This window comes from Caldisericum sp. (assembly GCA_022759145.1).
GTDB lineage: Bacteria > Caldisericota > Caldisericia > Caldisericales > Caldisericaceae > Caldisericum.
In genome coordinates, this window is sequence record JAEMPV010000016.1 from 1,864 (window position 1) to 24,633 (window position 22,770).

General features: G+C 36.8%; 14 protein-coding genes, 3 tRNA genes and 3 pseudogenes. 5 read left to right on the top strand and 15 right to left on the bottom strand.

The window, feature by feature from the left end; translation table 11 throughout:
* The 12 genes from JHC30_00655 to rapZ all read right to left on the bottom strand — a co-directional run.
* Positions 1–2,058: AAA family ATPase (locus JHC30_00655; protein ID MCI4462670.1), on the bottom strand; the 2,058-nt coding region annotated here is incomplete at its 3' end.
* A 367-nt stretch (positions 2,059–2,425) separates the two neighbouring features.
* Positions 2,426–2,914, bottom strand: a complete 489-nt coding sequence (locus tag JHC30_00660; GenBank protein MCI4462671.1) for a DUF2726 domain-containing protein — start codon at positions 2,912–2,914, stop codon at positions 2,426–2,428.
* Positions 2,915–3,199: 285 nt separating this feature from the next.
* Positions 3,200–3,275, bottom strand: a tRNA-Phe gene (locus tag JHC30_00665).
* 3 nt (positions 3,276–3,278) lie between these two features.
* Positions 3,279–3,353 (bottom strand) — tRNA-Val (locus tag JHC30_00670).
* Between the two features lie 3 nt (positions 3,354–3,356).
* Positions 3,357–3,441: transfer RNA gene (locus tag JHC30_00675), tRNA-Leu, on the bottom strand.
* Between the two features lie 10 nt (positions 3,442–3,451).
* Positions 3,452–3,685 carry a preprotein translocase subunit SecG gene (gene secG, locus JHC30_00680; GenBank protein MCI4462672.1) on the bottom strand — a complete coding sequence of 78 codons (234 nt, stop codon included), beginning with the start codon at positions 3,683–3,685 and terminating at the stop codon, positions 3,452–3,454.
* A gap of 137 nt (positions 3,686–3,822) precedes the next feature.
* Positions 3,823–5,013: a phosphoglycerate kinase gene (locus JHC30_00685; protein MCI4462673.1), complete on the bottom strand. Its 1,191-nt coding sequence runs from the start codon at positions 5,011–5,013 to the stop codon at positions 3,823–3,825.
* Between the two features lie 17 nt (positions 5,014–5,030).
* The gene (gene gap / locus JHC30_00690) at positions 5,031–6,041 is read right to left on the bottom strand and encodes a type I glyceraldehyde-3-phosphate dehydrogenase (GenBank protein MCI4462674.1); all 1,011 of its coding nucleotides are present in this window, start codon (positions 6,039–6,041) and stop codon (positions 5,031–5,033) included.
* 123 nt (positions 6,042–6,164) lie between these two features.
* Complete coding sequence (gene rpoN / locus JHC30_00695) at positions 6,165–7,403, bottom strand: RNA polymerase factor sigma-54 (protein ID MCI4462675.1); 1,239 nt, start codon at positions 7,401–7,403, stop codon at positions 6,165–6,167.
* On the bottom strand, positions 7,393–8,115 hold the full coding sequence (whiA, locus tag JHC30_00700) for a DNA-binding protein WhiA (GenBank protein ID MCI4462676.1): 723 nt from the start codon (positions 8,113–8,115) through the stop codon (positions 7,393–7,395). Before whiA ends, rpoN begins: the two co-directional genes overlap by 11 nt.
* A gap of 104 nt (positions 8,116–8,219) precedes the next feature.
* On the bottom strand, positions 8,220–9,530 hold the full coding sequence (gene yvcK / locus JHC30_00705; GenBank protein ID MCI4462677.1) for a uridine diphosphate-N-acetylglucosamine-binding protein YvcK: 1,311 nt from the start codon (positions 9,528–9,530) through the stop codon (positions 8,220–8,222).
* Positions 9,514–10,398 carry an RNase adapter RapZ gene (gene rapZ / locus JHC30_00710; protein ID MCI4462678.1) on the bottom strand — a complete coding sequence of 295 codons (885 nt, stop codon included), beginning with the start codon at positions 10,396–10,398 and terminating at the stop codon, positions 9,514–9,516. The genes yvcK and rapZ overlap by 17 nt, the downstream gene beginning before the upstream one ends.
* A 90-nt stretch (positions 10,399–10,488) precedes the next feature.
* Here rapZ and JHC30_00715 point away from each other — a divergent pair, with 90 nt between their 5' ends.
* Positions 10,489–11,250, top strand: a complete 762-nt coding sequence (locus JHC30_00715; GenBank protein ID MCI4462679.1) for a DUF4388 domain-containing protein — start codon at positions 10,489–10,491, stop codon at positions 11,248–11,250.
* Here JHC30_00715 and hemW read toward each other — a convergent pair.
* From hemW to JHC30_00730, 3 genes are read right to left on the bottom strand one after another with little or no spacing between them, the layout of a single operon-like run.
* Positions 11,247–12,407 carry a radical SAM family heme chaperone HemW gene (gene hemW / locus JHC30_00720; protein MCI4462680.1) on the bottom strand — a complete coding sequence of 387 codons (1,161 nt, stop codon included), beginning with the start codon at positions 12,405–12,407 and terminating at the stop codon, positions 11,247–11,249. The two genes, JHC30_00715 and hemW, sit on opposite strands and share 4 nt — an antisense overlap.
* A complete protein-coding gene (gene lepA / locus JHC30_00725; protein ID MCI4462681.1) occupies positions 12,388–14,184 on the bottom strand; it encodes an elongation factor 4 in 1,797 nt (598 codons plus the stop codon). The genes hemW and lepA overlap by 20 nt, the downstream gene beginning before the upstream one ends.
* Positions 14,177–16,621 (bottom strand): ATP-dependent Clp protease ATP-binding subunit, encoded by a 2,445-nt coding sequence (locus JHC30_00730; GenBank protein ID MCI4462682.1) that lies wholly within the window; start codon positions 16,619–16,621, stop codon positions 14,177–14,179. The genes lepA and JHC30_00730 overlap by 8 nt, the downstream gene beginning before the upstream one ends.
* A gap of 189 nt (positions 16,622–16,810) precedes the next feature.
* Here JHC30_00730 and JHC30_00735 point away from each other — a divergent pair.
* The 4 genes and pseudogenes from JHC30_00735 to gyrA all read left to right on the top strand — a co-directional run bounded on the left by JHC30_00735 (position 16,811) and on the right by gyrA (position 22,770).
* Positions 16,811–18,340: pseudogene (locus tag JHC30_00735) on the top strand (DNA topoisomerase IV subunit B).
* Positions 18,326–19,921: pseudogene (locus tag JHC30_00740) on the top strand (hypothetical protein). Before JHC30_00735 ends, JHC30_00740 begins: the two co-directional pseudogenes overlap by 15 nt.
* Positions 19,922–20,326: pseudogene (locus JHC30_00745) on the top strand (DNA topoisomerase IV subunit B).
* A gap of 8 nt (positions 20,327–20,334) precedes the next feature.
* Complete coding sequence (gene gyrA, locus JHC30_00750) at positions 20,335–22,770, top strand: DNA gyrase subunit A (GenBank protein MCI4462683.1); 2,436 nt, start codon at positions 20,335–20,337, stop codon at positions 22,768–22,770.

Consider the following 22,770-nt stretch of genomic DNA (forward strand, 5'->3'; position numbering starts at 1 on the left):
AATGACTTCCTCTTCCGAGCCTTGAAAATTATGAATCACGCCAACCCTAACTCTGTTCTCGATACCCTTGTCTTTTGCTATCCTTAAGATCAAATTTGCCTGGTGTCTATATGGTGTAACAATGCCAACTCTTTGGTTATTATCAAGTGATGGAAGAATACTTTCAGCTAAATTTACACACAAAAGAGCGTTATAAAGATTAAATCTTCCACCGGAAAATGCCTGGCTTGCCCAGGGATTTGCAGAAGATGTGTCAACAAGAATAACGGGCTTATTACCTGAAATTTTATCCTCAACTTCTTTATAATCAGTTTTTCTGTCGTTTATAACTTCCTGGTAAATAAATTTGTTTGATATTTTAGATATAGATGGATGCATCCTGTATTGCGTCTTCAATAGCTTTATTCTATTATCATAAAGCACTCTTTTAACATCATTTATTCCAAGGGTATCAAAAATACTTTTTACTAACCATTTATGGGCAAATTCATTTTTTGAAACCGAAATAGGAGGAAGTTGCATAAAATCACCGACTATTGTAATAGCTGTTGAGGCTTTCGATGCAGCCCAAAATAACATTGGCTGGGGTGCCATACTAACTTCATCTACAACTAACACATCAAAGGATAAAGTTTCAAAAACCTTTGCAATATAAGTCATAGTAAGCGTTGTGCCAACTACTAACGCTTCTTCTAAAATTCCTAATTGCATCTTGTCAAGTGCTTTTTGAATATCGGAAATCTTGGACTTGAGCGCTTCTATTTTACTCTTCAGATTCTCCATATACGAATCTATCTCCCGTATACTGACACTGAGATTTTTTAACGAATCTTCCAGATATTTTTGAGATTCGCCCTTTTTTATCTGTAAAGTCGAGAGTTCTGCCTTTAGACTTACAATGCTATTCTCTAATTCTCTTTCTTGCTGCCTTTTTGACATTATTTCTTCCTCTAACTTCTCTAATCTTGCTTTTATAACTTCAGGATTTAGCCCCAAAAACAATCTCTTTAGTGCGTTGCTTTCATTGGCTTTCAAAAGCCTATTTTGGAGTTCTGCTTTTACTTCCAACAACTTTTCGATCTGCTCATTTAAATATGACAGAATTTGAGTCTTTTCATTTAAAATCTTCTCAGTTGCATTTATCTTGTAATCAATATTTTGTATGAAATTGTATAGTTTTTTTGCCTCTTGAGCCTTTTCGAGTTTTGTATTCAGAGTTGTAAGTTCCCCTGTTAGTCTACTTTTCTCACTCAGTAAATTTTCGGATTTCTTTTTAAAAATTTCATCAAATCTAATTAAGTCTAAATTTTCTTCTTTAATTTTCTGTAAATATTCTGGCTTTATATTACCAAATCTTACCAATTTGCCTTCTTCGTAAATAGAAGACTTTCTAAATTTTTCACCGATTCTTAGCATTGCTTCATCAACTGCGTTATTAGAATGCGATACCAAAAGAACTCTTCTTCCAAGTTTAATGTGTCCTTCAATGAGTTTTACTATCGTTTTAGTCTTTCCTGTCCCTGGAGGTCCCCAAATAATGCAAAAAGAGTTAAGAAGGGAAGCTTTTACAGCTTCCTTCTGTGACTCATCTAACTCATTACCAATAAAAAAATTATCATTTTCAAGCAAATAAATATTTGAGTGTATAGGACTTGCTTCACCGGAAAATAATTTTAAACTTGAAGTAAACTTCTTTGAATCATCTGCACTCTCTTCAAACTTTCTTTTAAGTTCTTCAAGCAAATACCATGTATTTATTTTAAGTTTAGCAGAGGGTATTTTATTCCCTAAATTCTCATCCAAGGAAAGAACAACATTTTGACCTTCTATCGTAACAATATAACATCTATAATTTTTACCATTAACTTCAATTTCTGCTGGAGTATCATCCATAGTTGAAAAAACATTATCGACAACAAATTGATAAATATAGGAATTGCTAGACTCTTGAACAATTATCCCATCAAAAACGGAAATTGTTCTTCCACTATGACCTTCTTTTAGCTCTTTAATTTCAGCGTCTAATGCTAATACTATTTCCTTAATTGTAGGATGCATTTTCAAATTCCCAATTCATTTAAACTAATACATTTTAATCTTTAATTAGTTTTTCTGCAAATTTTTTAATTCATATAAAACATAAATCACGCTAAATACTAAAACATAAAAATTATTTAAACCTCTTCGATTTGCCTATATTGTTTCTCAATTCTTCAAGAATCTAATCCTTTCCAATTCTCGTTTTTTAAAGTATCTTTAATTGTTGAGAAAGTTAGCCTTTTTTCGATGTACATAAAAGGCTTTTGTGTTCAGTGTAGAGGACAAAGATAAATTATTTTTTATATTAGCTTGTATCTTTCCTTATTAAGAAAATAAAGCATTGTAAGATTAAAGGGCAGGACTATAGCCTACCCGAATTTCAAACCTAGATTCTTGGATTTGTTTGTATAATTTCTTCTCTTATCTTATCTGTATCAGGCACATTCTTGACATTCCATCTTATAATACGAATACCTGCTGACTGAAGTGCTTTATTCTTTTTGTCATCAGCTTCTTGCCTTCGCTCACTATTGTGGGAAGAATCGTCAAGTTCAATTGCTGCTACAATACTGAAATCCTTTTTACACACAAGAAAATCAATGGTCATTCTGTTAATTTTATTAAGCCATTCCATATAATTGGCACCTTCTTTTACACCGAGAAATCTTGACAATGAAACTTGGGAAAGAATCACATATTCAGGAAGTGCTTTTTCAAGTTTGTAATACAATGATTGCTCTACAGGCGTTAAAGGTTTCTTTGCATAAAAAGGAAAAGCAGCAATCTCCTCTTTCTCTCCTTTTGAAGATGAAAGAAACCTCAGAACAAAAATGATTGCCACTAAAATGATAAGCACTAAAAATAATGTAGTCATGCTATTACCTCCGTGCAGTATTTGTTGTTAATGTATTGTTCCCTAAATCGTGTGACTACACACTCTTTCATCTTTACTTGCACCTCTTAGATTTTTGTTTGTATCAAAATTAAAGATTTTGTCAAGAAGCAAATTGCTGCCCTCCTTGTAGTGCTTTCGAGTTCTTATAGAAAAAAGTCTGTGCAAATCCTCATATAGAACAAGATATTATACCTTAAAAAGAGGAGTCACCAAATTATGGGATTAGCACATAAAGATATGACTTAAAAAAGGTTTTATATCGGATGGTGCCGAGGGACGGAATTGAACCGCCGACACGTGGATTTTCAGTCCACTGCTCTACCGACTGAGCTACCTCGGCACATGGTGGGCGAAAGAGGATTCGAACCTCTAACTTCTTGCGTGTAAGGCAAGCGTTCTACCGTTGAACTATCCGCCCACATGGTGCTGGGAGTGGGAGTCGAACCCACACGGGAGTGCCCACACGCCCCTCAAACGTGCGCGTCTGCCAATTCCGCCATCCCAGCACTTAAAAGCCTAAAAGACTTTAAATACGTTTAAAAATATTGTAGTAAGGACGAATAGTATACCAAATACGGTAGCCAAACGCTCTAACAAAATATCTTTTGCAGTCCTATTGTGGAAGACTGTTGCGCCACCAGAAATAGCACCTAAGCCAGCACCTTTCGGATCCATCAACAAAATCGATAAAATGGTGCCAACTGCAAAAATCAAGTCCAATACTATCAATACAATCGCAAATGTACTCATATCCTTTACCTTCTTCCATATGTATTATATAGATTTGAGAATAAATTTCAAGTAGTTTTACGAAAAATTATATAAAAACTCTATAAAAACAAAAAAGCCTGCCCAAAAAAAGGCAGGCTCTTAAAAAACTTCAATATTTATTCCTTATTGTCTAATGCGTCAACCGCTGGAAGAACTTTTCCTTCGAGGAATTCAAGGAAAGCACCGCCACCAGTTGAAAGGTGTGTAATTTTGTCCTGAAGATTGAATTTTCTGAATGCTGCAACTGTTTCACCACCACCTGCAACCGTTGTAACACCTGAAAGACTTCCAATAAATTTTGCAATCTCAAAAGTGCCTTGTGCAAATTTCTCAATTTCGAATACGCCGAGAGGTCCATTCCATACAATTGTTTTTGCCTTAGATAATTCGTTTTCAAACAGCTTTACCGTCTTTGGTCCGATATCTACGCCAACAAGGTCGCTTTTCATATCCTCAATATCAAAAATCCCTGCATAGCCCTCTTCTTTTACATCAGTTGCGGCAACAATATCGACAGGCAAGACAATTTTTACCCCTTTCGCCTTCGCTTCTTCTAAAAGACTTTTTGCAACATCGAGTTTATCATCTTCGCAAAGCGATCTTCCGATATTATAGCCCTGTGCCTTAAGGAATGTGAAGCACATACCACCGCCTATGAGGAGTTCATCGACCTTACCGAGAAGGTTCCTTATAAGACCAATCTTATCCGATACCTTTGCTCCCCCTAAAACTGCAATGTAAGGGTGTTCTGGGGATTCAAGTAGGTTCGAAAGAATTGTAATCTCCTTTTCCATAAGAAGCCCTGCAACCGATGGAAGATACTGCGTAATTCCAACTGTAGAGGCTGCAACTCTATGCGCTGTTGCAAATGCATCATTTACAAAAATATCACCAAGGCTTGCAAGTGCTTTTGCAAATTCGGGATCATTGTCCTCTTCGCCTTTATAGAAACGCAAGTTCTCAAGGAGAACAACTTCGCCTTCTTTAAGAGTCTCGTCGATAAATTTCTTGACGCTATCGCCGATGCAATCATCAAGTTTATAAACCTTAAATCCTCCAAGTTCCTCAAGGGCTTTTGCAACAGGGTCCATTTTGAGGGATTCGTCTTTGCCCTTTGGACGCCCAAGGTGGCTCATTAAGATAACCTTTGCGTTTCTTTCTCTCAGGTAATTGATTGTAGGAAGGGCACTTAAAATCCTAAAATCATCCAAAACTTTTCCGTCTTTAGTAATCTGGACATTAAAATCAACCCTTACAAGGACCCTTTTACCAACAACATCAACATCCCTCAAGGTTTTTTTATTCATCTATGCCTCCCTTATAATTAATAACCTGCCTTTTGGACTACAAGTTTAGTGAGATCTGCAACTCTACAGGAATATCCCCACTCGTTATCATACCAGCTTACAACATTCAAAAGATTCCCATCAACTACCATTGTTGAGAGTGCATCAACAACGCCTGAGTATGTAATGCCTTTAAAATCGGAGGACACTAACGGCTCTTCAGTATATCCAAGGATACCTTTCATATAGGTTTCGGATGCTTCCTTAAGATAACCGTTAACTTCTTCTGCTGTTGCATTTCTCTTTAATACCGCGTTAAATACTGAAATTGAAACTGTTGGGGTTGGCACTCTCAAGGCAAAACCATGTAGCTTTCCTTTAAGTTCTGGAATTGTTAGTGCAACTGCTTTAGCTGCACCAGTTGTTGTAGGAATAATGTTGGTTGCAGCAGACCTTGCCCTTCTCGGATCCTTGTGGGGCGAGTCAAGAAGCCTCTGGTCCTGTGTGTATGAGTGTGTTGTTGTGAGGAACCCCTTTTCGATACCAATCTTATCATGGATTACTTTAATAACTGGTGCAATGCTATTTGTTGTGCATGATGCATTTGAAATAATTACATGTTTTTCCATATCAAGAAGGTTCTCATTTACACCAAGAACAACGGTAATGTCTTCTCCTTCTGCTGGGGCTGTAATAATTACCTTCTTTGCACCAGCCTGGATGTGAAGCATTGCTTTGTCTCTTTTTGTGAATGCACCTGATGATTCGATTACAATGTCAACTCCAAGATCTTTCCATGGGAGATTTGTAGGGTCTTTCTCTGCAAACATCTTTGTCCTTCTGCCATCGACAACTAATTCGTTTCCTTCAAGTTTAATGTCCCTTTGCCAGATGCCGTAATTTGAGTCATACTTTGCAAGGAATGCAAGTTGATCTGGCGGGAATAAGTCGTTAATTGCAACAATTTCGATTTCTGGATAGACTTCTGTAAGTCTCTTAAAAACCTGTCTTCCAACTCTACCAAAACCGTTAATTGCTACTTTTGCCATATTTACCTCCTGTATATTTTTACTAAATTTATAAACTATGTTAATTTTAGCAAAATACTAATTTATGTCAATATCAGAAATTACAATATTGTGTAAAAAATAACTAATAAATTGAATACCAACTTAACTAATTTTCCTCTTGGAAGAACTCGGTATATTAAGTTTTTCCCTGTATTTGGTAATTGTCCTCCTCTTTATATCATAACCCTCTTTATTTAGCATGTCGCATATCTCATCGTCTGTATAAGGATGTCTTTTATCTTCGCTATCAACAATTTCCTTAATTAATTTAAGAACTTTTTCTTCGCCAAACTTTTCGTTTTTGTGTTTAAAAAAATACCTCAAAGGGAAAATTCCGCAAGGAGTAAGGATGTATTTCCCCTGGATAAGACGTGAAAGTGTCGCTCTGTCAAAATTTTCATTTTCAAATTCTTCAAAAGATATTTTCTTTACTTCACTATTTCCCTTGAAGAACTCTACATTCTCCATTGCTATCCTTTTTCCGATTTCCTCAAGAAGTCTATCCCTCTCCTCGATTGCGTGGATTGACCACTGAGCTTTTGCAAGCAAGTTTTCAAGTTCTTCTTTCTCTATTTTATCCTGAAGTTTGTCTATAAGTCTTGCGTAATCCTCAACAAGGCGAATAACCCTTCTTGAAGACCTATTCACAAAGGCACTGTAATTTTCCCCGTCATTCTCAACAATAATATCAGGGAATTTTGTAATAAACTTTACACTCTTAAAGTCCTTTCCAGGGCATACGTCGAGCGTTAGCAATTTTTCTCTCAGTCCGAAAAGTTCTTCCTTAGATATCTTGTATTTTTTTACAAGCGCTTTATAGTCCTCTTTCATAAGTAATTCGAGGTCGTCCTGAATTAACTTTCTATAGGTATTGGGAAGTTCTCCTTCATTTTCAAGTTGGATTACAAAATACTCCTGTATGTTTCTTGAGCCAACACCAATGGGGTCAAGGGTTTTGAGAAACTCAAGCGCCTTTTTGAATAGGTTTTTCTTAATGCCAAGTTCCTTTATCAAAGTACTCTCATCCTTAGACAAAAAACCGCATTCATCGAGATTATCTACGATTTTATACGCAACTTCTTTAATTTCCTCCTCAACAGGCGACACCTCAATTTGTATCTTTAGAAATGAGTATATGTCATCTTCTTGATTATCGGGGAAAGTTTCAAACTCTTCGTAAACAATTTCATCTCCTTCGTCAACAAATGGGTTACTCTCAATTAGTTCTTCTATGTACTTGTTTAATTCAGGATTTGGAAGTTCAAGAATGCGGGACTTCAAAACAAGATATGGAAGAAACTTTTGCCTTAAAACTTGTTTTGCTTTTACTCTATTCTCCATAGGATTCAATCTTCTTTAACCTGTAATATATTTCTTGCTTTGAAAATCTTCCTTTAGATTTTTCTGAAAGTTCCCTGAGTGACGAAAGAGGGTTGTTAAGCCTTAAAAGGGCAACTTCCTTAAGTTCAGAATCAAGTTTTTCGAACTCTCCTTTCTCAATAATCGATTTTATCGCTTTTATCTCTTTCGATGCAGAGTTTGTAAGCCTTTTCAGGTTTGCAAACTCGAAATTAGCAAGACGATTCACTTCATTTGATACCGATTTTTCAATAGCATCATTCTCCAATTCTGTATAAATTCCAAAAGCCTTCACGGTGTAAAGAAAATCCTTTATGTTCTCACGCCCTTTAATGAAAATTCTTCCTTCTCTTACAGAGTGTTTGATTCTAAAATGGTTAAGGATTGAAGAAACAAGGTCCCTTTCGCTTTCCTTTTCAAATCTGAACTCAAGATGATACGAAGGTGGACTCGAAATAATGCCACAGCCAAGATAAACACCTCTCAAGAAAGCCTTTTTCTCATTTACCAACGCTTTTTTAACTAACGAAAAAATGTTTTCGAAATTGAAATCCAGATCAAACCCCGTCAAAAACAACTCGTGAATTCCCCTTTCGGAAGAGAGGATATCTTTCTCCCTTTTTATTTTAAGTTCATTAAAAAGAGTTAGGATCTTTCTTATCACGAATAATTCACGAGAGGAGAACTTAAGCATCTTCTCATTTGAATAAATGACTTTAGCGTTTCCAACAATAAATCCATAAAGTTCAAAAAGAGGCTCTTCGTTTATGCTTGCAAGTTCTCTTTTAAGACGTATGTTTAAACTCTCGACCGCGCTAACTTCATTATTATTTCGCCTAAGGCTTCTGGATCGTGTCGTATGAGACCACCTCTTTCCTTTGCAAAATCACCCAAAACTGGTTTTACGCCTAATTTTTCAATATTTTCAACATCTGCTAATACTTGCTCAGAATTCGAAAGTTTGTAACGTGAAAGGGTCTCAGGAGAAAACTGTTTCGTATTTACAATAGCATAGTCAAGGACTCCTTCTCCGAGCGTATCAACGATTACCTTTACATGGTCCGATGCTTTAAAATTATCCGTTTCTCCATGTTCTGTCATTGCGTTAACGATGTATATCTTTACTGCATGCGACCTTCTTATAGTATCAACGACAGAGGGAAGAAGTAACGGCGGCATAATGCTTGTGAATAGGCTTCCAGGACCAATTACAATAACATTAGCATTTATTATCCTTTCAAGCGCAGGAAGATAAGGCTTTATTGAATCATCTTTCAAGAAAACCCTCTTAATCCTTTTTCCTCTTGCGGTAATTTCAGCCTCTCCCTCAACAATTTCACCATCTTCAAATTCTGCGCATAGAGTTGCCTCTTCCTCCGTAAAAGGTAAGACCTCTCCTTCAATATTAAGGAGCTTTGATAGCTTCAATACAGCATCTCCAAAATCATTTGTAACTTTAGTAAGACCAGTAATAAGGATATTCCCAAGATTATGACCATCAAGACAGGAGCCAGGTGCATTGAATCTATACGAAAGTATTTTTCTTGAAAGAGAGTTTTCTTCAGTAAGCGCAATAAGACAGTTCCTTATATCTCCTGGCGGGGGAACATTAAGTTCTCTTCTTAGTCTTCCAGAGGAGCCACCAGAATCCGCAACTGTTATTACGGCAGAAATCTTTAGAAATTTTCCTCTCAATCCTTCAAGGACTGAGGTCGTCCCTGTGCCACCCCCGATATTAACAACACGCTTTTTAAGGCCATCCTTTCGCCTTTCGAAAAGAAGATCCATAATTTCGCTATAAGGTTTGTCAGGGACAAGCGCCTTTGCAACAGATTGGATCAGAAGAGAAATACCTACATAAATCAAAATTATAGAGATAACGATCAGGGCTACTGCAAAAAGTTGTATGTAAAAACTTTCAAAAGGGACATCAAAGTATTTTCCTATGTAAAGTGAGCTATTCATAAAATACTCATTATCAGAAAGAACAGTAGAAAGCAAGAAAATACCATAAATAAGAAGAAGGATAGAAACAACAATTAAGAGAATAAACCTTTTGAGGCGAAGCCCCGGTAATAAAAACCGAAGCCTGCTATTTTCTATCTTCATTTTTCAAATCTCTGTGTTCAATTGCAACAACAAAACCTTTCTCCTTCAACATATTTGCAATAATTTCACCTATTGCAACTGACCTGTGATGTCCACCAGTACAGCCCAGGGAAATTGTAAGATAGGATTTACCCTCTCTTATGTAGTAAGGTATAAGAAAGAGGAGAAAGTCCATAAATTTCTGAACAAACTCCCTTGTTTCCGGGAAGCTCATAACAAAATCCTGTATCTCCTTGTCAAGACCTGACTTATTTGTCAATTCCTCCTCATAGTAAGGGTTGGGGATAAAACGGACATCTACAACGATATCAGATTGAAGTGGAACTCCGTACTTGTAGCCAAAAGTTATTATCATTATGTGAAGCGCTTTTTCTTCTGGAAGGGTAAGAATATCGATAATTCTTTTCTTCAAGTCCTGCACCTTGAAGTGAGTAGTATCTATAACTATATCAGCCATTTCCTTTATTGGCGCAAGACAATTCATTTCTTCTTTTATTTTCTCTTCAAGTGTTACAGATACACTTTCGTCGAAGGGGTGTTTTCTTCTCGTCTCGGAAAATCTTTTTACAAGGGTCTCTACCGATGCTTCAAGGAAAATTATTTTAAGGTTTATATCCTCTCTATTCTTAAGTTCCTTTACAATCTGGGGAAACTGTTGTAGAAAATCTTTGCTCCTTATATCAATAACAGCACATATTTTGTTAATTTTTCCTTCAGTGCTTTGTGCAATCCTTATAAAATCGTTTATAAGAGTTGGAGGAATATTATCAATACAGTAATAACCGAGGTCTTCCATTACACCAACGGTTTTTGTTTTTCCTGCACCGCTTAGTCCTGTTATTATTACAAAATTAATTCGTTCTTTCATCAGAATATTATACAATTTATTTGACTTTTGTAAAAAATCGCTATAATAATTAAGAGCAAGTAAATTCTTTTATTAAAATGGAGGCCAAAGATGGCTTTAACAGGAGATTTAAGTGAACTCGATTTAAGGGGTATTTTAAATTTAATTCAATCAATGAAAGGTACAGGTAAATTAGAGATTATTAATGATTCAACTCATGTCTTCCTTTACTTTAAGAATGGCGTAATTGTGAACGCAGAGGGTGATAAGGATCCAATTTCATCATTTGAAAAAGCTGTAGGACTCACTTCTGGAAAATTTGAATTTATAAAGATGGATGATGTAAAAGAGAGTGAAAAAGCACAAGAACTTAAGGCGCTTGCACAGGACATTGACTCAATTTTAAAAAGGTGGGAAGAAATTAGAAAGAAGTTTCCGAATTACGATGTGGTATTTGACATTGGTGAAGCAAAGTCTGAAGAAGTAAAATTAACACCTGATGAATGGAAAATCCTATCGCTTGTTAGAGAACCAACAACGCTTTTGAGGTTACTTATGAATTCTCCTATGGGTGAGATGAAGACACTTGAACTCCTTGCATCTCTTTTTGACAAAGGACTCATTACTATGAGTTTTGAAACCGAGGATGTTTTAAAGGACGAAGACCTTGTAATTCCTGTTAAAGAAACAGGCTGGTACGCAGTCAATACACCAATATACGGGGAAAGGAACATCGCTTTTTACAAAAAAATTGATGGGAGAAAAGACTTCCCCACAATCTGTAAGGAAATGGGCATTACATTAAGAGAAGGAAGACAAATTCTAAGATATCTTGTAAGTAACGGTAAGATTTCTTTGCGAAAAAAAGCCTAAATAAACTCCCTAAATACAATATTTGCATATTGCACTCCCCTTTTGGTGAGTGCAATTTTTTTACTGTCTACTTTTATTAGTTTTAGTTTCTTGAGTTTCGAAATTTCGTTTTTAAAGTCCTCAGTTATGAAACTTCCAAACTTGTGATAATACTCATCAAAACCGATCCCTTCAAGAAGTCTAAGCCCCATCATTATAAATTCACCTTTTGCAATATCAACAGGAAGTCGTTTTTTGAATGAATAAGGCAAAACTCCTCTATCGATTTTTTCGAAATACTTCTCAAAACTCTTAACATTCACATAACGAATGCCGTTATAGAAACCACCTGCAGAAATACCAAACCCAAGGTAGGGATAACTTTTCCAATATGAAATATTGTGGAGACATTCGTAGGATTTCTTTGCATAGTTTGAAATCTCGTAATGTATAAAACCTGCATCCTCTAACAAGCGTTCCCCGTATTCAAACTCCTTTAACCAGATTTTTTCATCCACAAACTTAAATTTACTCTTCATCCTGTTTAAGAGCGTTCCTCTTTCTACCATAAGCGCATAATAGGAAATGTGTTCTGGATTCAATTGAATTGCACTTTTAAGAGATCTGACCTGCATATCAAAGGTTTCATTTGGAAGAGAAAATATAAGGTCAAGATTTATGTTTGAAAAACCGATTTCACGAAGGAGTTCAAATTTTTCAATGGCAGTTTTGCTATCATGAATTCGCCCAAGAATCCTTAGCGTTTCATCGTTAAACGACTGAACCCCAATACTTACTCTATTTACTCCGAGCGCTTTAAAGGCTTCAAACTTAGTTTTTTCTATGCTCTCGGGATTTGCCTCTATTGTAAATTCAGAAAGAGTTCTTAAATCAAAACGACTTCTTAAAAATGAAAGAAGGTTAGATAACAAATCTTCCTCAATAAGACTGGGCGTCCCTCCACCAAGATAAAGCGTCGAAATGCGTTTTTCTGAATTATCAGGAAACTTTTCAAGGAATAAGTCAATTTCTCTTTTAAGATAATCAAAATATTTTCTATACAAAGGCTTTTGGAATTTAAAAGATACGAAATCACAGTAAATACACTTACTTACACAAAAAGGAAAATGAATATAGAGGTGAAAGCCTTTGAAAGAGCTAATCTTCGGTTTCTCCACTCTTTACTGAAAGTATCGAGAAAAATGCCTCCTGTGGTATTTCGACATTGCCAACCATTTTCATTTTTTTCTTTCCTTCTTTTTGCTTTTCGAGAAGCTTTCGTTTACGGGTTACATCTCCACCGTAGCATTTTGCAAGGACATCTTTTCTATATGGAACAATCCTTTCCTTTGCGATAATTTTTCCTCCAATTGCGGCCTGCAAACTTACTTCGAACATCTGCCTTGGAATAACTTTTCTCATCTTTTCAAGCATAGAGCGTGCAATGTAATACGCTTTATCTTCATGTGCCATAAAAGAAAGAGCATCAACAGGTTTCTTATTTATTAGAATATCGACCTTAACGATATCAGCCTTCTTAAAGCCAATAAACTCATAATCAAGTGTTCCGTAACCACGAGTTACCGACTTAAGTGCATCAAAGAAATCCGTAATAATCTCCTGAAGCGGAACTTCGAAACGAATGATAACTCTCTTTTCCTCTGGGTAAAGCATATCCTTGTAAATCGCCCTTCGAGAAGTAATAAGTTCCATTACATTTCCGATATAATCTGGCGGAATCATTATTGATGCATCAACTATTGGTTCTCTTATTTCAAGGATCTTCGAAGGGTCAGGGAATTTTGCAGGGTTGTCAATTGTGATAGTCCTTCCATCTCTTAACACTATTTCGTATTCAACATTTGGAACGGTTGCAATAATATCCTGCCCAAACTCAATTCTGAGTCTCTCGATTGTAATCTCCATATGAAGAAGTCCTGAGAAACCACATCTAAAACCAAATCCAAGCGCTTCAGAAGATTCAGGTTCAAAAGTAAAAGCAGGATCATTTAGATGGAGTTTTTCAAGAGATTTTTTTAATTCTTCAAACTCGTTCGTATTAAGGGGGAAAATGCCTGCAAAAACCATTGGCACATTTTTTCTAAACCCAGGGATAGGCTCTTTTGTTGGATTTACTGCAGAGGTTACCGTATCTCCAATCTGGACATCAAGTGGGTCTCTAATAAGCGCTGTAAAATAACCGACAAAACCTGCTCTAAGTTCATTCACAGGTTCCATTTTAAGCCTGAATATCCCAACCTCTTCAACTTCAAACTCTTTATTTGTGGACATAAATTTTATTCTATCGCCCTTTTTGATTGTCCCGTCTTTTATACGCACATAAACAACAACTCCCTTGTAGGTATCAAAGTGAGAATCAAAAACAAGGGCTTTTAAGGGAAGATCTGGATCACCTTGAGGAGGGGGGATCCTCTCAACTATTGCCTTTATGAGTTCATCTACACCTTCTCCAGTCTTTGCGCTTATCTTGAGGATTTCTTCTTCATTAAAGCCAAGGATATCCTTTATTTCCTTTGCAGTGCCTTCAATGTCTGCATCTTTAACATCAATCTTATTTATTACGGGAATTATTACGAGGTCGTTTTCGAGAGCAAGATATGTATTTGCAATTGTTTGCGCTTCGACACCCTGTGTTGCGTCCACAAGAAGTATTGCTCCTTCGCATGCCTTGAGGCTCCTTGACACTTCATAAGAGAAGTCAACATGACCCGGTGTATCAATAAGGTTAAAAAGATACTTTTCCCCGTTTACTTCTATATCGAGGCTTACAGGGTGGGCTCGGATTGTAATCCCTCTGTCCCTCTCGAGCTCCATACTATCGAGCATCTGCTCGCCTTTTACAACAAGCCCACCTCTTTCAAGAAATCTATCTGCAAGCGTTGACTTACCGTGGTCAATGTGTGCAATTATAGAAAAGTTTCTAATTTTATCCATGCGACGGAATCTTTTCTTTTATTTCGAATACGATGCCAGTATCTTCTTTGTAATCAACTACTATAAGGCTTCCCTCTTTTATTTCTCCTTGCAGGATTTTAACTGCAATTGGGTCCTCAACTTCCTTTTCTATGAGCCTTTGTAGAGGCCTTGCGCCGTATTCAGGGTTGTAACCTGTCTTTGCAAGGTATTCTCGAGCCGCTTCGGTAAGTTCAATTTCAATATTATTTTCGGATGCATTCTTTTCAATCCTCTTCATAATGATATCAACAATTTGCTTAATCTCATCAAGTGTGAGAGGATAGAAAACTATTATGTCGTCAAGCCTATTCAGGAATTCAGGTTTAAACAATCCCTTTAAGGACGACAATAACTTCTTTTTCTTTTCTTCAAATGTTGCTTCGCTTCCTCCAAGTTCAAATCCTACATTTTTCTCTCTTAATCCCTCGGTCCCAAAGTTTGAAGTAAGAATTATTACGGTATTTTTGAAGTCAACAGTCCTTCCTTGAGAATCAGTAAGACGCCCTTCATCCATTATTTGAAGAAGAATATCAAATACATCAGGGTGTGCCTTCTCTATCTCGTCAAAAAGAACGACAGAGTACGGCCTTCTTCTAACTGCCTCTGTTAATTGTCCGCCTTCTTCATAACCAACATAACCTGGAGGAGAGCCAATGAGCCTTGAAACGGTGAATTTCTCCATATATTCAGACATATCAAGCCTGATGAGAGCATTTTCGTTACCAAAAAGGAACTCTGCAAGAGTTTTTGCAAGTTCTGTTTTACCAACACCAGTTGGACCAAGGAAAAGGAAAGTTCCAATAGGCTTGTTAGGGTTCTTCAAACCAGAACGTGCACGCCTTATAGCACGAGATACTGCCTTTACCGCCTCTTCTTGCCCGACTATACGCTTGTGGAGTTCTTCTTCCATATGAACAAGACGTTCTTTTTCATCCTTAACCATTTTTTCTGCAGGGACACCGGTCCATAAGGATATCACTTTTCTTATATCGTCTTCAGACAAAACTGGAATCTCCGTTTCCTTTTCACTTGCAATAAGCCTCAGTGCATTAAGAAGGTTCTTTTCTTCCTCCCTTAAGCGTTCTGCCTCGAGAAGCCTTTTTTCCCTTATAGCCTGGAATCTCCTATCTTTTATATCCCTAATCTTTTTCTCAAGTTCCTTTATTTCAGAGTTTTTGGACAGTTGAAGTTTTAATCTTGCTGAGGCTTCATCAATAACATCTATCGCCTTATCAGGCAGGAATCTATCATTAATGTACTTTACGGAGAGTTTCACGGCAAGCTCAATCGCTTCGTCAGGTATTCGGACTCCATGGAACTTTTCGTATCGCTCACGGATTCCCTTCAAAATTTCTATTGCCTCTTCTACACTCGGTTCTTTTACATAAACGGGCTGAAACCTTCTTTCAAGAGCAGGGTCTTTTTCAACATATTTTCTGTATTCCTTTAGTGTTGTTGCACCAATAACCTGTATCTCTCCACTTGCTAAAGAAGGCTTAAGAATATTTGACGCATCAATTGCACCTTCTGCAGCACCTGCACCCACAAGTGTATGGAATTCGTCTATAAAGAGAATTACATTTCTGTTTGTTTTCGCAACCTCTTTAAGGATTTTTTTCATTCTCTCTTCAAACTCGCCACGGTACTTCGTTCCTGCAATAACAGAGGCAAGGTCTAATGATACAATTCTTTTGCCTTTAAGGAGGTCCGGCACATCGTTATCGGCAATTTTCTGGGCAAGCCCCTCTACAATTGCGGTTTTACCAACACCAGGGTCTCCTATTATTGCCGGGTTATTTTTCTTCCTTCTCATAAGGATTTCTATTACACGCTCAATTTCGCCTTCTCTTCCAATAACAGGATCAAGTTCGCCACGAGTTGCAAGATATGTAAGGTCCCTTGAAAACTGATCTAAAGTAGGTGTCTTTGTTTCTCTAAACTCACGGGTCTGCGTTGCCTCTTTTGTCGCCTTTTCACCAATCATTGAGTAAATAGTTTCTTCGAACTTCTGGATATCAACTCCTAAATCCTGGAGAATCTTTATCCCAACGCCTCCCCCTTCATGAAGGATTGCAAGAAGGATATGTTCAGTGCTAATATAATTATCACCAAGATTTATTGCTTCTTTCTCAGCGAGTTCAAGGACTCTTTTTGCACGTGGAGTAAGAATTATCTCATCGCTTGTCTTACCTGAGAAATTCCTGTTTTCCTTAATAAAGTTCTCAATACGCTCTATAACCTCTTCAGGATCAACCCCCATACTGAGGATTGCATTGTAAGCAATTCCTTCTTCAACTTTAATAAGCCCAAGCAATAGATGCTCCGTCCCGAGATAATCATTCCCGAGACTATGTGCCTCTTCCTGGGCAATTAAAATCGCTTTTTGTGCTCTTTCTGTTAAATTGTTCCAATTCATAAAATCATCTCCTAATAATATTGTAGCGAATTTTTGATTTTTTAAAAGTGGATTTAGAAATTATATTCGTGTTTTCTGAAATTACAAGCGAATAAATGTTTGATAATGCGCATGTTAAAAAAATTTAACTTGCATAGATTTGAATTTGGATTTTTTGCATTTTTTGATACAATAAAATGTTTGGAGGTAATGATGGAAAACAACGAAAAGAATAACAAAACAAATGAAACAATTGAATATAACGCAGGGGCTTTAAAGGTCCTCGAGGGGCTTGAACATGTAAGGAAGCGTCCTTCTATGTATATTGGCTCTACTTCTGAGTCCGGGCTCCATCATCTGGTATTTGAAGTCGTCGATAACTCAATCGATGAAGCAATGGCTGGTTTCTGCACAGAAATAGTCGTAAAAATGGGAAAAGACGGTTCAATCACTGTAATTGATAACGGTCGAGGTATCCCTGTTGATGAACACCCAGAACTTCACATATCAGGTGTTGAGGTTGCTCTCACAAAACTTAACGCAGGCGGCAAGTTCGAAGGAAAGGTTTACCATGTTTCAGGAGGATTGCACGGAGTTGGTGTCTCTGTTGTTAACGCCCTTTCTAAGTACCTAAAGGTTAGAGTCTACAGAAATGGAAAGATATACGAACAAGAATATGTAAGAGGGAAGCCACAATATCCTTTGAGGGAGGTTGGTTCTTCGCTCTTTAATAATACAGGCACAGAAATTACCTTTATACCAGACGATGAAATCTTTGAAACTGTTGAGTTCAAAGAGGAAATCATAAAAGAGAAGTTGAAGGAATTAGCGTACCTAAACAAGGGATTAAGAATCAAATTCATAAATGAGAAGACTGGTGTTGAAGAAGTTTACGAGTCAAAAGAAGGAATAGTTGAACTCGTTAAGGATATAAACAAAGACGAGCAGGTTATCCCGGAAAATCCAATTTATTTTAGTTACGAGGAAGACCATTTCTTCGTTGAAATTGCAATGCAGTACAACTCTGGATTCTCATCTGAAATTCACTCCTTTGTAAACAATATAAGGACTACAGAAGGTGGCACCCACGAATTAGGTTTTAAGCAGGCACTAACAAAACTTTTAAATGACGAAGGAATACAGCTCAAGATGATAAAAGACGAAGCACTTACTTTCGATGATGTGAAAGAAGGGCTCGTTGCCGTAATAAATGTAAGGATGCTTGAACCACAGTTCGAAGGACAAACTAAAACGAAATTAGGCAATGCGGAAGTTAAAACAAAGGTTTACAACATAGTAAAAGACCAACTGACTCTCTATTTCGACAAACATGTTGGCGAGCTTGAAAAAGTCCTCAAAAAAGTTTTACTTGCTCAGTCAGCGAGAATTGCAGCAAAGAAGGCAAAGGAACTTGTTCGAAGGAAAGGAGCGCTTGACTTCTCCGGAAGACTTCCTGGTAAGCTTGCAGATTGCTCTCTAAATGATCCTGCACAAACTGAGTTATACATAGTCGAGGGAGAATCTGCAGGTGGAAGCGCAAAGCAAGCAAGAGATAGAAGATTTCAAGCAGTATTACCCCTCAGGGGAAAAATCTTAAATGTCGAGAAAGCAAATCTTGCCCATGCACTTTCCTCAGAAGAGATTAAAAACCTCATTACCTCACTTGGTTGTGGTGTAGGAGAAGATTTTAAAGAAGAACATTTAAGATACCACAAGATAATAATAATGACGGATGCAGATAGCGTAACATACGATACCCCGACATTTGTTTTCGATAAAAAGAGCGAAATGCTCAAATTGGTAAAAGTTGGTGATTTCATAGAGAATCAATGCAAGGATCCAAAAGATTACCAGGTATTTGCCTGCAACCTTGACAAAAAGACATTCTCTTTAAGAGACATTAAAGAAACAATTCGGCATCAATTAAAAACAGACCTATACGAAGTAAAAACTCGCTTTGGATATAGTGTAAAAGTTACTGCTTATCACAATGTGTTTACTTATAGGAACGGCGAGTTCGAAACAATACCCACAGAAGAATTAAAGGTTGGGGATAGTATTGTTTTGCCTTCCTCTATGCCGAGGGTAGACAAAAAAGTGAAAATCGATATTACTCCTTTATTAAAAGAATATGGAGATGATATACAGGTAAGGATTCATAGAAGTAAGATAAGCGAAATTCCAGAAAGTGCATGGATTGATTTGAGTTTAGATGAATGGAAGGAAATTGAGGAAAAGAGAAAAGAAAAGAAAATTTCAAGGGAAAAGTTGGCAGATGATATTGGCATTTATCATACCGTAATAGAACAATGGGAACAAAAAATTGACAATGTAATGCCTAAATATGGCGAATTTAAAAAATATATTAATTCGTTAGGTTTAGACGAGAAAGAAATCTTACAGGATGCCTACTTATATATACCTATAACACATCTTACAAAAGACCCACTTACCGAAGGCAACTTAGAATACTACTACAAAAATCATACAAGAAAATTAAAAGTCATATTCGATCTTGATGAAAAACTTGCATATCTTTTAGGCTTCTATATTGGTGATGGATATTTTGCGGGGACAAAAGATAACCCAAACAGGTTTGTTATCTCCTTAGGCAAAGACAGGTCGCATTATGCAAACAAAATTAGCAATGCAATAAAATCTGTATTAAATGCTGAGGTTTTTGAAAGTAAGAATGGTAATATAAGTGAACTTACCTTCCATTCTTTTGAATTCAGGTTAATTTTGCAATCATTAGGCCTTCTTGAAAAGAAATCTTTCGAAAAATTTGTTCCAGACGAAATATTTAATGTTGAAGAAAATATTCAAAAGTCATTCCTTAAGGGTTATCTTGAAAGCGACGGAAGTATAGTTGTCAAATCTTATAAAGGTAAGAAAAGCGTAAAACTAACATTCACCACAGCGTCTGAAGCATTGAGAGATGGCATTGTATTCCTTTTTAGGCAACTTGGAATATTTCCAGGCATTTCAAAAAGAATATCAAAGGATCATCCAAGAAAAGACGGCACACTTATTAAGAGTAATTACCCTAGATACATAATTTCCATCGAAGGCGTAGAACAAATAGAATCACTAAAGGAAGTTTGGAGTGAGCATAAGAAAAGCAAGGTATTAGAAGACTATCTTTCAAAATCTGATAAGAGTAAGAGCAGTTATAAAAAGACTTTCGTAGGAGATGCAGTCTTACTGCCGATAACATCAATTAAAAAAGTGAAATACGACAAACCTTATGTTTACGATTTTAGTATCGAAAAGGATGAGAATTTTGTTGCAGGATTAGGAGGCTTCTTGTTGCATAATACAGATGGCGCCCACATTGCAACATTACTCCTCACTTTCTTCTTCAGGTATATGAGACCTCTCATAGAGAAAGGATACTTATATATAGCACAACCGCCTCTTTACAGGGTATCTTACGATAAGGAAGTTCACTACGCATACTCAGATGAAGAGTTGAAACACATCTTAGGAAAACTAAAAGATCCGAGTAAAGCAGAAGTCCAAAGATACAAAGGTCTTGGCGAAATGGATCCACAACAACTCTGGGAAACAACAATGGATCCAGCAAGAAGAATCATAAAAAGAGTAACAATTGAAGATGCGGAAAAAGCAGACAAGCTCTTCGAACTCCTTATGGGAAGTGAAGTGCAACCAAGAAAAGAGTTCATTATGGATCACGCAAAAGAAGTCAACAATCTTGATATCTGAGGTGGCATATGGCAGACCTATTTCATGAAAAAGTAATAAATATACCAATTGAAGAAGAGGTAAAGAAATCTTATCTCGATTATTCAATGAGTGTTATCATAGGAAGGGCGCTTCCAGATGTAAGAGACGGACTAAAACCAGTCCATAGAAGGATCATATATGCAATGAATGAACTTGGATGCCTTCCAAATAGACCATACAAAAAGAGCGCAAGAATCGTTGGAGAAGTTCTTGGAAAGTATCACCCACATGGAGATGCATCCGTATATGACGCACTCGTTCGAATGGCACAACCATTTTCACTTAGGTATCCGCTTGTGGACGGTCACGGTAATTTTGGCTCGATCGATGGAGATGTTGCAGCTGCAATGAGATACACAGAAGCAAGACTTTCGCACATCGCAATGGAGATGCTCGACGGCCTTGATGAAAATACGGTAGATTTTGTTCCCAACTTTGATAACACCCTTAAAGAACCAGTTGTCCTTCCAGCAAAATTTCCTAATCTTCTTGTTAACGGCTCATCTGGTATTGCTGTTGGTATGGCAACAAACATCCCTCCGCACAACCTTAGAGAAGTAATCGATGCGTTAATATACCTTATTGATACGGAAATTATAAAAGGTAACATTGTAACAACGGAAGAACTAAGGCACTTCATTAAAGGACCGGATTTCCCAACTGGTGGTTCGATACTTGGAACAACTGGAATAAAAGAGTATTTCGAAACAGGCAAGGGATCCGTCACCATAAGAGGAAAGTACAAAATAGAGGAAGGAAAGCACAAAAGAAAGTATTTTGTAATAACTGAGATTCCATACGAAGTAAATAAGGCAGAACTCGTAGAAGAAATCGCAAATCTTGCAAAAGAAAAGAAAATAAAAGGTATCGAAGACATAAGGGATGAGTCAGATAGGGAAGGTATTAGAATTGTTATAAAACTATCGGAAGATGTTAAGCCTGAAATTTTCGAAGCAGAACTTACAAAATTTACAAGATACGAAATTAGATACGGCGTCATACTTCTTGGGATTCTCGACAACCAGCCAAAGGTATTTACAATAAAGGAACTTCTTAATGAGTTCTTGAAATTTAGAAGCGATGTTTTAAGAAGACAAATACAGTTTAAACTTGAAAAAGCAAGGAGAAGCCTCGAAATATTAAGCGGAATAAGAAAGGCAATACTTAATATAGATGCAGTTATTCCTCTCATTAAGGAATCGCAAGATACGGAAGTTGCACGCAATAAATTAATGCAATTCCTTGCTCTTTCGGAGGAGCAGGCGAGGGCAATACTCGATATGAGGCTTGCAAGACTGACAAGCCTTGAAGTAGAAAAGATTGATGCAGACATAAAGGAAACAGAAGAACTTATCAAGAACTTCAATGAAATTCTTACAAACAAAGAGAGATTCTATAACGAAATTAAGGAAGACCTGAGGAGAATAGGCAACAAATTCGGAGACGCAAGGAGAACGGAAATTCTTCACTCTTATGAAAAAATAGACGAAGAAGAGTTAATACCAGATGAAAATGTAATAGTAATTGTAACTCGTGGTGGATACCTGAAAAGAATGAGAGAAGATGTATTCAAGGTACAAAGACGCGGAGGAAAAGGCGTTATAGGGCAATCAGTAGGGCAAGAGGATTACCCAATTGAAATACTCCCCACAACATTGAAGAGTACAATTCTTTTCTTTACAAATCTTGGAAAGGTTTACTCTCTTAGGACATACGAAATACCAGAACTCGAGCGAACTGGAAAAGGAACTCCAATACACAGGCTTCTAAAACTGTCACCGAACGAGAACATAAGTAAGGTTATTTCAATAGACAAGGAACACAAGATAAAGAGTTTGCTTTTTGTTACAAGGCACGGTCTTGTAAAGAAAACAAAAATGGAAGAGTTCGAACGAATTACATCTGCTGGTAAAATTGCTTTAAAGCTAAGAGATGGCGATGAACTTGAGACAGTTATACCTCTTGCAGAAGAAGCAGAGGTTATGATAATTTCTAATGTAGGTCTTGCGGTGCGTTTTGACACAAAGACAATTCGTGAGATGGGAAGAGCATCGGCAGGAGTAATAGGAATGAGAGTAAAACAGGAAGAATTCGTTGTCGATGCCGAGATTCTCAAAGAAGATGACAGAGTAATTCTTGTTACCGAAAAAGGCTACGGAAAGATATTAAGCGTTAAAGAAATAAGAAAAACAAAACGAGGTGCAAAAGGTGTTAAGTGCATAAAATTAAGTAAAAAGACAGGAAATCTTGTTGCAGTAAAGGTTATACATGACGAAGAAAATGTTTACCTACTTTTAAAATCGGGAAATGTTATTAAAATAGAATTGAAAGATATAAAGGAGTTGGGTAGAAATACGAGAGGTGTAATTCTTGTCAGATTTAAGGAAGGAGAAGATACAGTTTCTGCAATTGCGTTAGAGTAA

Coding starts and splice junctions, on each gene's coding strand:
- JHC30_00660 (MCI4462671.1), bottom strand. CDS start 2,914: ATGACTACATTATTTTTAGTGCTTATCATTTTAGTGGCAATCATTTTT.
- secG (MCI4462672.1), bottom strand. CDS start 3,685: ATGAGTACATTTGCGATTGTATTGATAGTATTGGACTTGATTTTTGCA.
- JHC30_00685 (MCI4462673.1), bottom strand. CDS start 5,013: ATGAATAAAAAAACCTTGAGGGATGTTGATGTTGTTGGTAAAAGGGTC.
- gap (MCI4462674.1), bottom strand. CDS start 6,041: ATGGCAAAAGTAGCAATTAACGGTTTTGGTAGAGTTGGAAGACAGGTT.
- rpoN (MCI4462675.1), bottom strand. CDS start 7,403: ATGGAGAATAGAGTAAAAGCAAAACAAGTTTTAAGGCAAAAGTTTCTT.
- whiA (MCI4462676.1), bottom strand. CDS start 8,115: ATGCTTAAGTTCTCCTCTCGTGAATTATTCGTGATAAGAAAGATCCTA.
- yvcK (MCI4462677.1), bottom strand. CDS start 9,530: ATGAAGATAGAAAATAGCAGGCTTCGGTTTTTATTACCGGGGCTTCGC.
- rapZ (MCI4462678.1), bottom strand. CDS start 10,398: ATGAAAGAACGAATTAATTTTGTAATAATAACAGGACTAAGCGGTGCA.
- JHC30_00715 (MCI4462679.1), top strand. CDS start 10,489: ATGGCTTTAACAGGAGATTTAAGTGAACTCGATTTAAGGGGTATTTTA.
- lepA (MCI4462681.1), bottom strand. CDS start 14,184: ATGGATAAAATTAGAAACTTTTCTATAATTGCACACATTGACCACGGT.
- JHC30_00730 (MCI4462682.1), bottom strand. CDS start 16,621: ATGAATTGGAACAATTTAACAGAAAGAGCACAAAAAGCGATTTTAATT.
- gyrA (MCI4462683.1), top strand. CDS start 20,335: ATGGCAGACCTATTTCATGAAAAAGTAATAAATATACCAATTGAAGAA.